At 44.7% G+C, this 14,464-nt stretch carries 14 protein-coding genes; 5 read left to right on the top strand and 9 right to left on the bottom strand.

Annotated elements, in window-relative coordinates; all coding sequences use genetic code 11:
• Positions 1-144: 144 nt before the first annotated feature.
• Positions 145-594 carry a transcriptional regulator NrdR gene (gene nrdR / locus HFM85_RS12030; RefSeq protein ID WP_021976805.1) on the bottom strand — a complete coding sequence of 150 codons (450 nt, stop codon included), beginning with the start codon at positions 592-594 and terminating at the stop codon, positions 145-147.
• Between the two features lie 139 nt (positions 595-733).
• Between nrdR and HFM85_RS12025 the strand changes: the two genes are divergently transcribed.
• Together HFM85_RS12025 and sigG are read left to right on the top strand one after the other, a co-directional pair.
• Positions 734-988 carry a YlmC/YmxH family sporulation protein gene (locus HFM85_RS12025; protein WP_173738423.1) on the top strand — a complete coding sequence of 85 codons (255 nt, stop codon included), beginning with the start codon at positions 734-736 and terminating at the stop codon, positions 986-988.
• Between the two features lie 114 nt (positions 989-1,102).
• Positions 1,103-1,882: an RNA polymerase sporulation sigma factor SigG gene (gene sigG / locus HFM85_RS12020; protein WP_173738422.1), complete on the top strand. Its 780-nt coding sequence runs from the start codon at positions 1,103-1,105 to the stop codon at positions 1,880-1,882.
• Positions 1,883-2,051: 169 nt separating this feature from the next.
• Here sigG and pap read toward each other — a convergent pair whose 3' ends face one another.
• Positions 2,052-3,524 carry a polyphosphate:AMP phosphotransferase gene (pap, locus tag HFM85_RS12015; protein ID WP_173738421.1) on the bottom strand — a complete coding sequence of 491 codons (1,473 nt, stop codon included), beginning with the start codon at positions 3,522-3,524 and terminating at the stop codon, positions 2,052-2,054.
• 273 nt (positions 3,525-3,797) lie between these two features.
• Here pap and HFM85_RS12010 point away from each other — a divergent pair, with 273 nt between their 5' ends.
• Positions 3,798-4,163: a hypothetical protein gene (locus HFM85_RS12010; RefSeq protein ID WP_119240076.1), complete on the top strand. Its 366-nt coding sequence runs from the start codon at positions 3,798-3,800 to the stop codon at positions 4,161-4,163.
• Here the strand turns inward: HFM85_RS12010 and HFM85_RS12005 are convergent.
• From HFM85_RS12005 to HFM85_RS11995, 3 genes are all read right to left on the bottom strand, one after another.
• A complete protein-coding gene (locus HFM85_RS12005) occupies positions 4,151-5,335 on the bottom strand; it encodes an ATP-binding protein (RefSeq protein ID WP_173738420.1) in 1,185 nt (394 codons plus the stop codon). The genes HFM85_RS12010 and HFM85_RS12005 overlap by 13 nt on opposite strands.
• Positions 5,336-5,354: 19 nt before the next feature.
• Positions 5,355-6,098 (bottom strand): ATP-binding protein, encoded by a 744-nt coding sequence (locus HFM85_RS12000; protein WP_173738419.1) that lies wholly within the window; start codon positions 6,096-6,098, stop codon positions 5,355-5,357.
• Between the two features lie 102 nt (positions 6,099-6,200).
• Positions 6,201-6,887 carry a Crp/Fnr family transcriptional regulator gene (locus tag HFM85_RS11995; RefSeq protein ID WP_173738418.1) on the bottom strand — a complete coding sequence of 229 codons (687 nt, stop codon included), beginning with the start codon at positions 6,885-6,887 and terminating at the stop codon, positions 6,201-6,203.
• Positions 6,888-7,052: 165 nt separating this feature from the next.
• Between HFM85_RS11995 and HFM85_RS11990 the strand changes: the two genes are divergently transcribed.
• Together HFM85_RS11990 and eutJ are read left to right on the top strand one after the other, a co-directional pair.
• Positions 7,053-9,185 (top strand): glycogen debranching protein, encoded by a 2,133-nt coding sequence (locus HFM85_RS11990; protein WP_173738417.1) that lies wholly within the window; start codon positions 7,053-7,055, stop codon positions 9,183-9,185.
• A gap of 13 nt (positions 9,186-9,198) precedes the next feature.
• A complete protein-coding gene (eutJ, locus tag HFM85_RS11985) occupies positions 9,199-10,023 on the top strand; it encodes an ethanolamine utilization protein EutJ (protein WP_173738416.1) in 825 nt (274 codons plus the stop codon).
• A gap of 137 nt (positions 10,024-10,160) precedes the next feature.
• Here the strand turns inward: eutJ and rlmD are convergent, their stop codons facing one another.
• From rlmD to iolG, 4 genes are all read right to left on the bottom strand, one after another.
• Positions 10,161-11,330, bottom strand: a complete 1,170-nt coding sequence (gene rlmD / locus HFM85_RS11980) for a 23S rRNA (uracil(1939)-C(5))-methyltransferase RlmD (protein ID WP_173738415.1) — start codon at positions 11,328-11,330, stop codon at positions 10,161-10,163.
• A 106-nt stretch (positions 11,331-11,436) separates the two neighbouring features.
• Positions 11,437-12,282: a class II fructose-bisphosphate aldolase gene (locus HFM85_RS11975; RefSeq protein ID WP_173738414.1), complete on the bottom strand. Its 846-nt coding sequence runs from the start codon at positions 12,280-12,282 to the stop codon at positions 11,437-11,439.
• Between the two features lie 102 nt (positions 12,283-12,384).
• Complete coding sequence (gene iolE, locus HFM85_RS11970; RefSeq protein ID WP_119240084.1) at positions 12,385-13,284, bottom strand: myo-inosose-2 dehydratase; 900 nt, start codon at positions 13,282-13,284, stop codon at positions 12,385-12,387.
• A gap of 26 nt (positions 13,285-13,310) precedes the next feature.
• On the bottom strand, positions 13,311-14,324 hold the full coding sequence (gene iolG, locus HFM85_RS11965; RefSeq protein ID WP_173738413.1) for an inositol 2-dehydrogenase: 1,014 nt from the start codon (positions 14,322-14,324) through the stop codon (positions 13,311-13,313).
• Positions 14,325-14,464 lie beyond the last annotated feature (140 nt).

The raw sequence follows: 14,464 nt of genomic DNA, 5'->3' as shown, positions 1-14,464 counted from the left end.
GGAATTTTTTCTCTGCGGTCCTGTTTTTATAAAAAAATCCGACCATCCGCAGACAGCCGGTTCTCTTTTTTCTGATATCCTTAAGTCTCTCCACTGCTTATCGCTTATTACAGCCATGGGGGACTTCCCTGATTTATTAATCGATCAGTTAATCAGCTTCTTCAGCTCATCCATAAATGTGCTGACATCCTTAAATTCCCTGTACACAGATGCAAAACGCACATAGGCAACTGCATCCAGATCCTTCAGATGTTCCATAACGATCTCTCCGATCTTGGTGCTGCTGATCTCACGATCCTCGGAACGAAAAATATCTCCCTCTATGGAGTCAATCATCTCCTCCACTCTCTCAATGGGGATCGGCCTCTTATAGCAGGCACGCAAAACCCCGTCCTGGATCTTGGAACGCTTATAGCTCTCACGGTTCTGATCCTTCTTGATCACAGTCAGTGGAATCGTCTCCACTTTCTCATATGTAGTAAATCTTTTCCCACAGGCATCACAGAGACGACGGCGGCGGATAGAATTGGTATCTTCCACAGGTCTGGAATCTACAACTCTTGTATTATCCTGGTTACAGAACGGACATCTCACAGAACTCTCCCCTTTCAGGATCCATATTTTCATTACTAAACTTGTTTTTATTATAAAATAAATTTATATAATGTGTCAATAATTGGACTTGCATAAATTTTACCTATTTTCCATAAAATCATACCAGGTGATGAATTTTATGCGTATCTGCGAACTGAAACAGAAAGAAGTAATCAATATCCACACCTGTCGGAGCCTTGGCTGTCCCATTGATGTGGAGTTCTGCTGCGAAACTGCCCGGCTGAAAGCTCTGATCATGCCGGAGCCTGGGAAATTCTGCTGGTGTTTTTCCAGGGAAAGCGAGTGTATCATCCCCTGGGATTGCATCCGTCAGATTGGAGAAGATATCATCCTTGTAGACTTTCGGAATGAAAAAAGGCTCTCCGGAGAATAAAAGATTCTTCTTTTGTCAAGGCTGTTTATTTTTTATATTTTTGTAAAAAAAGTATATTTCCCCTGCCCTCTGAGAATCATCTTAATGTACTGACAAGACAAGGAGGATTCTAAGATGGCACTAAATAAAGTTGAAATCTGCGGAGTAAATACCTCAACCCTTCCGGTCCTTAAGCAGGAAGAAAAAGAGGAGCTCTTCAAAAGAATCAAAGCTGGTGATAACGAAGCCAGAGAATTGTACATCAAAGGTAATCTGCGGCTTGTTTTAAGCGTGATCCGCCGTTTTCAGAACAGCAGTGAAAATCCGGATGACCTTTTTCAGATCGGCTGCATCGGCCTTATCAAAGCTATTGACAATTTCGACACTACCCTTCAGGTAAAGTTCTCAACGTACGCTGTTCCTATGATCATCGGGGAGATCCGCCGGTATCTCAGGGACAACAACAGCATACGGGTCAGCCGCTCTCTGCGGGATATCGCCTATAAAACCATTTATACCAGGGAAAATTATATGCGCCAGCACTTAAAAGAGCCTACGATTGCAGAGATTGCCCAGGAGATTGGCATTGACAAAGAGATGATCGTCTACGCCATGGATGCGATTCAGAGCCCTGTGAGCCTTTTTGAGCCTGTGTATTCCGAAGGCGGGGACACCCTGTATGTGATGGACCAGATCAGTGACAAAAAGAACCGGGAGGAACACTGGATCGAGGATATTTCCCTCAGGGATGCCATTTCTCGTCTTGGTGAACGGGAACGGCACATCATTGACCTTCGCTTCTACGAGGGAAAAACCCAGATGGAAGTCGCTGAAGAGATCGGCATCTCCCAGGCCCAGGTCAGCCGCCTGGAAAAAAATGCGCTGCGTTGTATGCGGAATTATCTAAGGAATTAGATTTCACTACCAGTTTCCCAAAGCAGTAAAATGCGACAAGATGTATATTCTCCCATACATCTTGCCGCATTCTGTTTCGTCTCAAATCAGCTGTCATTTCGGGGTTCTATCAGCCGCAAAATATCGCTAAAGGCCATCCGTTCAAATCCTTATTCATCGATCCAACACACTATTTCAACGCCTTCTCAATCTCCTCTATCACAATACGAAGAGCCTTCAGTCTTGCATACTTTTTATCTACGGACTCAAGGATATGCCATGGTGCATATGTTGTACTTGTTTTCTGCAGCATCTCATCCACTGCAACCTCATACTGATCCCACTTCTCGCGGTTTCTCCAGTCCTCATCTGTGATCTTCCAGCGTTTCTCCGGATTATTCTGCCTGTCATTAAATCTGGCAAGCTGGGTATCCTTATCAATCTGCACCCAGAATTTCACGATCACTGCTCCCCAGTCTGAAAGTTCTTTCTCGAATTCATTGATTTCATTATATGCACGCCGCCAGTCATTCTCACTGCAAAACCCTTCCAGTCTCTCAACCATCACCCTGCCGTACCAGGTTCTGTCAAAAATAGCGATATGGCCATTTTTCGGAAGCCTTGTCCAGAAACGCCACAGATAATGACGGGCCTTCTCATGCGGCTCCGGGCTTGCGATCGGATGCACCTCAAAACCGCGAGGATCAAGCGCCTCTGTGATCCGCTTGATATTGCCTCCCTTGCCTGCTGCATCCCATCCTTCATAGGTAATGATCACAGGAACTCTCTTTCTGTACAGACGGTTGTGAAGACTTCCAAGCTTCGCCTGCAGTTCCTTAAGCTCTGCCTTGTACTGCTCCTCTTCCACTTCTTTTCCTTCAAGCGGGATCTCATTGAGCTTTGGCATCTCCACCAGTGGAAAAACATTCTGCAGGATCGGAACCGAATGTTTGCTGTTTTCCATAGCGATCTCAATATTGCCGATCATCGTCTCCAGTACCTGCAGCTCTGCCCATTTCCGGTCACTGGCATCTATGATATACCATGGCGCAGAGGAAGTATTGGTATCTCTCATATACTGATCAAAAATTTTTCTGCATTTTTTATAATGATCATTTTGCCAGAGATCATATTCATTCACTCTCCAACGTGTATCCTTGCTCCCCAGGAGATATTCCATTCGTTTCTCCTGTTCTTTACGGTCGATCTGCATAAAAAATTTCAGGAGAACATATCCGTTATCAGTCAGCTGACGCTCAAATCTGCGAATACTGTCGATCCGCTTCACATAACTGTCACCTTTCAGTTTCTTGTCCATACGGTCGCGGCAGGTCTGGTCCATCCATCCGGAATCCAGAAATGTGAATTTTCCATTTTCCGGAATTTCCTTGAAATACCGGTAAAGAAACGGTCTCCTTAAATCTTCCTCTGTTGGAGCCGACATGGTAGCAACTTTGAAAAAACGCGGATCAATATTCTTGATGACCTTGCTTATGGTACTTCCTTTTCCGGAAGCTCCCCATCCCTCAAACAGAACGATCACCGGGATCTTATGCTCCTTAAGAGCCATCTGCAGTTCATATAATCTCGCTCTTGCAGTACTGAGCCGTGCCTTGACATCTTCTTTTTCCGGAATCTGCTCCGGGTTCCAGTTTTTTAACATCTACATCGTCCTTCCTGAAATTATTTGAATATTTATATTATATCACATTCATTTCTGTTTTACGATGAATTCCTCCTTGATTTAACGTAATTTTGCAAATTCAACATTTTACACTATAATAAATCTTCTCAAAAAAATCTGAAAACACAGCTCAGACTATTGACATTTTTCCCACTGATACATACAATAAATGCGCCTATTGTTATTTTTTTAACTTCATTGAAAACAGTAGAACAAAGCCGTGCCAAACAGCAAAAAAGCAAGGAGAACATCATGAAACTCACAGAAGAACTTCTGAATAAAATGGAACAGAAAAAAGAACTTTACGGGGACGGCATCATCATGCCTGACGGAGATTACCGCCTGATCCAGGACGGACACTTAAAAACCCTTATGTCCCTTTTGCCATATACAGAAAATGAACTCTGGAAGATGATTCCGGAAGATGATTCCGCCCTCTTCTGGCTGGTGGAAAAAACAGGCTGCGTCCTAACAGATGTAAACTCTACGATTGGAATGAAAATGACCCCCGAACAGCAGAATACTTTCGAGGCACTCTCCTGCCGGGGGATCATTTCCGGTGAATATTATGATCTTACAAAACAGCGCGAAAAGACGCATGCACGTCAGTCATCATAACCTTCCAGGAAGGAATGTTTCACACCATCTTTTTTATAAGCGATCACAGTATGAAGATTAACATTCTCCACACTCCGGAAAATATTACTCTCAACATGTGGATTAACTTTCTTTAACTCTGCGATCAGATTCTTGATCTCCATGCGCTTGGAAACACTGGTACCGTCTGTACGGCATGTTGTACATGTATCTGTAAACTTACATGCACACTGGATAAAATGAAGATCATTATAATCTCTCCAGTGCTTGATATCAGCTTCCCTGATCAGATACATGGGACGGATCAGCTGCATTCCTTCGAAATTGGTACTGTGAAGTTTCGGCATCATCGTCTGAACCTGCGCTCCGTAAAGCATTCCCATAAGAATGGTCTCGATCACATCATCGTAGTGATGCCCAAGTGCTATCTTGTTGCATCCCAGTTCTTTCGCCTTGCTGTAAAGATATCCTCTTCTCATGCGGGCACAGAGATAACAAGGAGATTTCTCAATATTGTAGACAGCATCAAAGATCTCTGTCTCAAAAACCGTGATCGGGATTCCCAGGAGCTTTGCATTATGCTCGATTATGGCACGGTTCGCTTCATTATAACCAGGATCCATCACAAGGAATACCAGTTCAAACGGAAACTTGTTGTGACGTTTTAATTCCTGGAAGAGTTTTGCCATAAGCATGGAATCCTTGCCGCCTGAGATACAAACAGCAATCTTGTCTCCCGGCTTCACCAGCTCATAATCATTGATTCCTCTGGCAAATCTGGAAAACAACTGCTTGTGGAATTTCTTACGGATACTCAGCTCAATATCCTTTCTGCGCTGTTCCAGTGCTTCTTCTTCACTCAGATCACTATCCTCTTTATTGGACATATCTTTCTGCATCTGCTCAAAAAGCCATCCTGTATAACCGCCCTTTAAACTGAGTGCAGGAATACCTTTTTCCCGAAGCATCTGCGCTCCCTCCTGGCTGAAAAGTCCTCTCGTGCAGTAAAGAACAGGAATTTTTTCTCCCTTCAGCTCTTCTGCCCTCTCTTTAAGATCCGGTTCCGGGACAGAAATAGCTCCCGGGATCATTCCGTATTCAATAGTTACTTTATCGCGGGTATCAACCAGAAGATATTTCTCCCTCTCTTTTTCTACCTGGTCGTAAGAAATCTCCAGTGTTTCTTCACTCATGCTGTTTTTATTCCTTTCCTTACAGCTCCTCTCTGATCGTGCCGTCACGTGCGATGATAACTACCTGCCACGGGATCATCTTTCCGCTTCTCTGCATGGCGCGGATCACTGCTTTCTCAATGCCTCCGCAACAGGGAACTTCCATACGAACGATGCAGATACTGCGGATGGAATTATTCCGTATGATTTCCGTAAGCTTGTCTGCATAATCTCCCTCATCAAGTTTAGGGCATCCGATCAGTGTTACATGATCTTTTATGAATCTCTCATGAAATCCTGCGTAAGCATATGCTGTGCAGTCTGCCGCGATCAGAAGCTGTGCATTTTCAAAATATGGTGCATTTACAGGAACTAATTTAATCTGCACTGGCCACTGGCCAAGGCAGCTCTGCTGTCCCATATCAGGGGCTGTGTCTGTTCTCTGTTTCTCCGATAAAGCCGGCTGTTCCTGTTTCGGTTTCAGGCTTCTTGCCATACTTCCAGGGCATACATGTGCAGCCAGGCCTCCGGAAGTTTTCTCTTTTTTAAGCTTCATTCTCTGTTCTACCGCTTCCATATCATAGTCTGCTGCTTCACGCTCTATGATACGGATCGCATCTGCAGGGCAGACCGGAAGGCAGTCTCCCAACCCGTCGCAGTAATCATCCCGAATCAGTTTTGCCTTGCCATCTGTCATGGCAATGGCTCCTTCATGGCAGGCAGCTGCACAGGCTCCGCAGCCGTTACATTTCTCTTCATTAATGTGCACGATCTTTCTTATCATAATATCATCTCTCCCTGATTTCCATATGTGTTATAACTGTTATCTGTTTTACAGCTATATCATATAAAAACCAGCGAAAATATTCGGTAACATACGTTACGCTCAGAGATAAAATTCAAGTTTTTCCTGATCTTTCACAAGGATCTGCCGCCTGGATAATTCCAGGATTCCTTCTTCCTGCATCTTTCCCAGTTCCCTTGAAAGAGATGGTCTGGTGATATTCAGATGATCTGCCATCTCTTCTCTGGACAGGCTCATATGGATCACGCCTTCACTATCCTGGCACTCCACAAGAAAACGGACAATCCTCTCCCGCAAAGTACCGCTTCCCAGAATCCGAAGCTTCTGGTTCATATTGTAAGCCTTCTCTGCAAAAACCTCAAGAAGATTTTCACGGAGTTTTCTGCTCAAAACATCCCCTTTTTCTCTAAAAATCTGATTATCCAGTATCAGTACCTGTGTCTTCTCTGCTGCTTCCACATACATATCATAAGAGGATTTTTCCATAAAGGCATATACTTCCCCGAACAGAACCCCTGGCATTTCCAGCTGTGTCAGAAGGATCCTCTTTCCGGAAAAAGTCTCCTTTGCAATGATCACGCTGCCGTCAAGCAGAACATATACTGCTTCGGGTCGGTCTGTTTCCTGAAAAACCCGTTCTCCCCTGGAAAAAGATCTCACTGTTCCTTCTTTTACCAGCAGTCTTTCCATCTCACCTTCTTCAAGGTTCCTGCACAGCCGGCTTCTTTTTAAAACACCCAGGAGTTCTTTTTTCTCTTTGTCATTCATATTTTCACCTCGCCCTAATACAAGCTTTTACCATATTTCTATATTATCTGTCAACTTTGCCTGACGCAACCTGTACTTTTTTCAGAAAATAAGTTATAATATTTTTTGTGACTATCCGGCAGGTCATCTTCTGCCATATATATATTACCAAGGAGGATACCGGAAATGAAAACAAAGAATCAGACTCTGCTTTCTGAGAATACACTGACTTCCCGGCCAACAGATATTATCGCGGGATTTCCTGTGCGTCCCGGTCTTTTTGAATTAAATGGTGCTACTCCTCTTTCCAATGGAGTTAACTTCACTGCACATACCCGTCATGGTACATCCTGTGAACTACTTCTTTTCCACTCCGGTGAAGAGGAGCCTTTCGCAATTCTTCCGTTTCCTAACGCCTGTCGTATCGGTGATGTCTACTCCATGATCGTCATGGGGCTGGACATTGAAGACCTGGAATACGGATACCGTGTTGACGGTCCTTATGAACCGGAAAAAGGCCATATCTTTGATAAGACAAAAGTTCTTCTTGACCCTTATGCCAAGGCTGTTGCAGGTCAGCGCGAATGGGGCCAGCAAAAGATCGGAAGCTACCACGCCCGCGTTGTACGTGAAACTTTTGACTGGGAAGACATGCCCCAATCCACACGTAAGATCAGCGATCTTATCATCTACGAGCTTCATGTCCGTGGATTTACACAGGACTCCTCTTCCGGTGTTACTCACCCCGGAACCTTCGCAGGCCTCCGGGAAAAGATTCCTTATCTGAAAGAGCTGGGAATCAACGCTGTGGAGCTCATGCCGATCTTCGAGTTCGATGAAAACATGAATGCCCGTACTGTGAATGGCAGACGTCTCCTGGAATACTGGGGATACAATTCCGTCAATTTCTTTTCCCCGAACACCAGCTACGCTTCCAAGGCTGAGCATAACTGCGAGGGAACTGAGCTGAAAGAACTGATCCGTGAGCTCCATGAGAACGGGATCGAGGTGATCCTGGACGTTGTATTTAACCACACAGCCGAAGGCAACGAGCTTGGAAAAACATTCTGTTTTAAAGGATTTGACAATAAAGTTTATTATATGCTCACACCTGAGGGAAATTACTATAATTTCAGCGGCTGCGGAAATACATTAAACTGCAACCACCCCATCGTCCGTCAGATGATCCTGGAATGTTTACGCTACTGGACTATCAACTACCGTGTAGATGGCTTCCGTTTTGACCTTGCCAGCATCCTCGGAAGACATGAGGATGGATCTCCTCTTAACAATCCGCCTCTTCTGGAGCTTCTTGCTTATGACCCGGTTCTTCGAAACGTCAAGCTGATCGCAGAAGCCTGGGATGCCGGCGGACTGTATCAGGTCGGTTCTTTCCCTGCCAGCCGCAGATGGGCTGAGTGGAACGGCCGTTACCGCGACTGTCTCCGCTCCTTCCTGAAAGGTGATTTCTGGAATGCCTGGGATGCAGCCTGGAGTATTTCCGGTTCCGGTGACCTTTACGGCGGATTCTATTCTGACCATAACGATAATTACGCAGGCTACAATTCCTGTGTCAATTTCCTTACTTGCCACGACGGTTTTACCATGTATGATCTTTATTCCTACAATGAGAAGCACAACGAAGCAAACGGATGGAACAATACAGATGGTTCCAACGACAACCGCAGCTGGAACTGCGGAGAGGAAGGTGATTCCACCAATCCGGAAGTCCTATCCCTTCGTTTCCGCATGATCCGAAATGCCTGTGCCGTACTGATGTCAAGCCGTGGAACACCTATGTTCCTTGCAGGTGATGAATTCGGAAATACCAAACGCGGAAATAACAACACTTACTGCCAGGATAATGAAACTTCCTGGATCAACTGGAACCTTCTGGAGAAAAATCATAATCTTTTTGAATTTTTCAAATATATGATCCAGTTCCGAAAAGATCACCCGGTTATCTCCCGCAAGCTTCCAAACGCTGTCTGCGGCATGGAGAACATCCACACTCACAATATCGATGCAAGAGATGTAACCATTCCAAGAGATGCCCATACATTTGCCGTAAGTTTTGCAGGCTATGATAAAGCAAAAGGTGCTGATGATCTGATCTACATTGCCATCAATGCTTACTGGGAAGATGTGACTATCACTCTTCCTGATCTGGCCCGTCCCGGCGCATGGTATCTCTGCGTCAATACCTTCGGCGACGGCAACGGCCGTTATTTCTACGAAGAAGATCAGGCACCGCGCATTGAACATGAATTCTGCATGCGCCCAAGATCCGTTGCCATCTTCACAGGACGTAATTATTAAAGGAGATTTTTAAATGGAATTAAAAAACAGAACTCTGTCCAATTTCGCAGAGCTTGTACAGACAGGTGAATGCAAAAAATTCCGCGGACGGCTTAAAGTCGGCGTTGACCTTGGTACAGCCAACACTGTCCTTGCAGTTGTTGACCGCAACAACCGTCCTGTTGCCGGAGCTTCCGCACCTTCCCATGCAATCCGGGACGGCGTGATCGTAAACTATTACGAATCTGTTCAGCTTGTAACGAAACTCAAACAGGAGCTTGAGGAAAAGCTTGACACAGAACTCCTTTACGGAGCTGCTGCCATCCCGCCCGGAGTTTCCGAAGGAAGCACCAAGAGCATCGGCTATGTCCTGGAAGGAGCAGGACTGGAAGTTACAAAGATCGTCGATGAACCAACTGCTGCAGCTGCTGTGTTAAAAATCACAGACGGAGCCGTTGTAGACGTGGGCGGCGGCACAACCGGCATCAGCATCCTGAAAGACGGAAAAGTAATCTACACAGATGACGAAGCTACAGGCGGAAGCCACATGACCATGACTGTAGCCGGTCATTATAAGATTCCTTACGAAGAAGCAGAAGTTCTTAAAACAACACCTGAAAAAGAAGAAGAAATCTTTCCGGTGATCAAAGCCACAGTAGAAAAAATGGCAGTCATCACAGAAAAATTCCTGCAGGGCTACCAGGTTCCTGCTGTTTACGTTGTAGGCGGCTCCTGCATGTTCAAGGAATTCACAACTGTATTCGAAAAGAAACTGAAGCTTCCTGTATACAGACCTGTACATCCTCTTCTTGTCACACCACTTGGCATCGCATATCACTGCGAACTTCCGAAAGCCTAAAAAAAGTCAAATAAAAAACAGGTATCTGCTCCGAAACCGGTTATCGAATCCATTCCCTGGCAGATGCCTGTTTATTTATTCTATTTTCTGTTCAACATATTTTTTATCACTCAAAAATGCCCCTGAAATATTTCATTTCATCTTCGTGGTCTGTTTCTCCGGTTGCCCAGCAAAACAACGGTTTCTATAGAATCTGTGACAGGAAACATATCTACGGGCTGGATCTTCTTTACCTGATAATCTCTTTTTGTAAGGTATACAAGATCTCTTGCCAGGGTCTCCGGGTTACAGGATACGTAAACAATCTTATCCGGTGAAAGGCTTAATAAAGAGTGCAGGAATTTGCGGTCACTGCCTGCACGGGGTGGATCCATAAGAACAACGTCAACCTTCTCCCCTTCCGCTGCCATTCCTTCCATAAACCAGCCTGCATCTCCCGGAACAAAGCGAACATTACGGATTCTGTTCTCTCTTGCATTCATTCTGGCATCACGGATAGCATCCCGGTTCAGTTCCACACCGATCACATCCCTTGCATCTCTGGATGCAATGATTCCGATGGTTCCCGTTCCGCAGTAAGCATCGATCACGCGCTCTTTCCCTGTCATGCCGGCAAACTCCATGGCTTTTCCATAAAGAACTTCTGTCTGCACAGGATTTACCTGATAGAAGGAAGACGGAGAAATGCGGAAGGTCAATCCCATAAGACGGTCTTTGATAAATCCGGGACCATAGAGTACGATATTTCGTTCTCCAAGAACCATACTGGTCTGTCTATCATTTACATTCAAAACAACTGTGGTGATCTCCGGATGTTCTTTTCTTAAAGCTTTCACAAAATTATTCTTGGATGGAAAGATCGGGGAAACTGTTACCAGTACCACCATGATCTCCCCTGTGGAAAAGCCTCTTCTCACAAGCACATGACGGAGGAGTCCGTATCCGGTATCCTCGTCATAAGTCTTGATCTTAAAGGATCTCAGCATGCCGCGGATCGTACGGATGATCTCCTGACTCTTTTTGTCCTCGATCATACAGTCATCCACAGAAACAATCCGGTGGCTCTTCTCCTCATAAATTCCGGAGATAACATTGCCCTTTCTGTCACGTCCAAAAGCTGCGTGAACTTTGTTTCTATAATAATAGGGATCCTCCATACCAATGATTGGCTCAACTTTGCCGAATTTCTTCAGAAGTCCTTCTGTATATCTCTGTTTTTTGCGAAGCTGTTCTTCATACGGTACGCCCTGATAACGGCAGCCACCGCACTTTTTCGCAACTGAACAGACCTGTTCTTTCTGTTCCATGATTCTCTCTCCTCTTTCGCGGGCACAAAAAAGATGTTCCCAGTATTTTCACTGAGAACATCTTAACAGACCTTGTCTTTTTTTACAAGGTTTCGTGAGAAATCCTTTATTTCTGATACTGCTCGTTAAATACAAGAATATGTCGCTTCACATTTTCATAGGTTCCCTGTACCATTGCCTCATTAAGGTCAAAGAAATTATGCTTGTCTGTGGAAGCCATATATTTCTTCACATGAGCAGTCAGGCTGTTAAAACTTGCTGTTGCAATATTCACCTTGCGGATTCCAAGGGAGATCGCTCTCTGGAAATCTTTGTCTGTGATACCACTTCCGCCATGAAGCACCAGCGGGATATCTACTTTTTCATGAATTTTCTCAAGAACATCAAAAGCAAGTGTCGGTGCTACCGGATAATTACCATGTGCATTACCGATGGCAACTGCAAGTGCATCAATGCCTGTCTCTCTTGCATAAACAACTGCATCGTCCGGATCTGTGCAGCGAATTCCATGATCACAGCTTCCATCTTCACTTCCACCTACCAGGCCAAGCTCTGCCTCTACAGTTGCACCATACTTCTGCGCCTTCTCCACAACAGTCTTCACTTTTGCAATATTTTCCTCAAAAGGAAGCGTGGAAGCATCCAGCATTACAGAAGTAAATCCAAGCTCCAGAGCCTTATCAACGGTCTCAAAAGTAAGACCGTGATCCAGGTGGACAGCCACATCCACCTTAGCCTCTTTTGCAGCCTGTACCATCATCGGTCCCATCAGATGAAGAGGGGAATTCTTAAGACGAACCTCCGCGATCTGAAGGATGATCGGTGTTTCCAGCTCCTCAGCAGCACGGATCGCACCTTTCACCATTTCCATATTACCAACGCTGAAAGCACCACATCCAATATTTTTCTCCTCGGCACGCTTCAGCAGATCTTTCATTTTTACAAGTGCCATGACGATCCTCCTGTCCTGTTTATCGTACACTGTTTACAGAAAAAGCGGTGTCCACGCACTTATGGCCGATACCGCTTTTTCCGTTTGATTTTTATTTATTACTTACAGTCCTGTTTTTTCTGCGATGAATTTTCTTGCACGGATCGCATATTCAAGCGGATTAGCCTTAGCCGGATCCTGCTCTGCCTCTACGACCATGTACCCTTCGTATCCTGCATCTTCAAGAACCTTAAAAATCGGATCGTAATTGATGCATCCATCTCCAGGAATTGTGAAAGCACCAGCTCTTACACCAGCAAGAAAACTCATGTTCTCTTTCTTAACCTGCTCAACAACTTCCGGACGGATATCTTTCAGATGTACATGTTTGATTCTGTGTACATATTTCTTTACAACTTCCAGAGGATCTTCTCCACAGTATGTAAAATGGCCTGTATCAAAAAGAAGGCTTACGTATTCAGGATCTGTATTCTCCATCATACGGTCAACTTCCTCAAGGCTCTGTACGACAGTTCCCATATGATGATGGAAGGTCAGTGCAATACCATACTCTTCCTTTGCAATCTTGCCAAGCTTGTTCATGCCTGTGCAGAATGTATCCCACTCTTCATCATTCATTACATATTTATGACCAAAGATCGGGGTATCCAGCTGACCCTGAACGCTGTGGCTCTGCTCGGAAGCACCGATTACCTTCGCTCCCATAGCTTTCAGAAATGTAAGCTGTGCACGGAACTCTTTCTCTACCTCCTCAAATGGTTTTGTGATAAGGAAGCTTGAGAACCACTGGTTGCAGATCTCAACACCACGAAGCTCAAGCGCTTTCTTAAGGACTTCCGGATCTTTCGGATATTTGTTTCCAACCTCGGAGCCTGTAAATCCTGCAAGTGCCATCTCACTGACGCACTGCTCAAAAGTATTCTCCTTGCCAAGATCAGGCATATCATCATTGGTCCATGCAATTGGTGCAATTCCAAGTTTTACTTTATTCTTATCAAACATCAGTCAATTCTCCTTTATTATCTCGATTATTCCATAATCTCGGAAATTTTAACAGGTCTGTGCTCCTCGCTTGATTTCTTGGCAGCAAGTCCCATTAATACCGGTTTCAGTCCATCGTATACATTGAGTGGTGTCTCTTTGTCATTTACGATAGCATCAATAAATGCTGCAACTTCTTTACCGTAAGCATCCATGTATCTCTCAAGGAAGAAGAACATTGGTTTCTCACCGGTAACGCCCTCTGCATTGCTGATCACTGTAGAAGACTGGCTGTCGTTGGAGATTGCAGCCATTCCGTCAGAACCGAATACTTCTGCTCTCTGATCGTATCCATAGGAAGCTCTTCTGCAGTTATCAATTACTGCGATCGCTCCGTTCTCCATCTGAAGTGTGATAACAGCTGTATCAACATCGCCTGCTTCGCCGATAGCCGGATCAACAAGGTTCGCGCTCTGTACATAAACCTCTGTTGCATCGCAGCCTGCAAGGTAACGAACCATATCGAAATCATGGATTGTCATATCCAGGAACATTCCTCCGGAAACTTTAACATAGTCAATGCTTGGCGGCTCAGGATCGCGGGATGTGATCTTGATGATCTCCGGTTTACCAACCTTACCAGCTGCAACAGCCTGCTGAAGAGACTCAAAGTTGTGATCAAATCTTCTGTTGAAACCTACCTGATATTTCAGGTTTGTACCTTCAAGCGCATTGATAACTTCTTTGATCTTAGCGATATCATGATCGATCGGTTTTTCGCAGAATACATGTTTTCCGGCTTTGATCGCTTCAACAGAGATCGGAGAATGTGTATCTGTAGAAGAACAGATCAGCACTGCGGAAATCTCCGGGTCATCGATAATCTCCTTGTAATCTTTCGTTGTGTGCTCAACGCCCATGCTCTTAGCCCATGCAGCTGTCTCGTCATTTAAAAACGGATCTGCCACTGTCTTGATCACTGCATCCGGTACTCTTGTTGTGATACTGGTGATGTGAACTCTTCCAATTCTTCCTGCTCCGATAATACCAACTTTAATCATTTTTTGATCTCCTTTTGATTTATTTTCCCAATGTGTTCTCTTTGCGTGTCCGAACACGCTCTTTATGTTTAATATAATATCATCGCATACCATAAATCGCAAGACCTAATATTGAACAATATTACCATCTTTTTTCTATT

Source organism: Blautia schinkii (genome assembly GCF_013304825.1).
In the GTDB taxonomy this organism is placed as follows: Bacteria; Bacillota; Clostridia; order Lachnospirales; family Lachnospiraceae; genus Blautia_A; species Blautia_A schinkii_B.
This window is presented reverse-complemented; position numbering and strand designations above follow the sequence as displayed.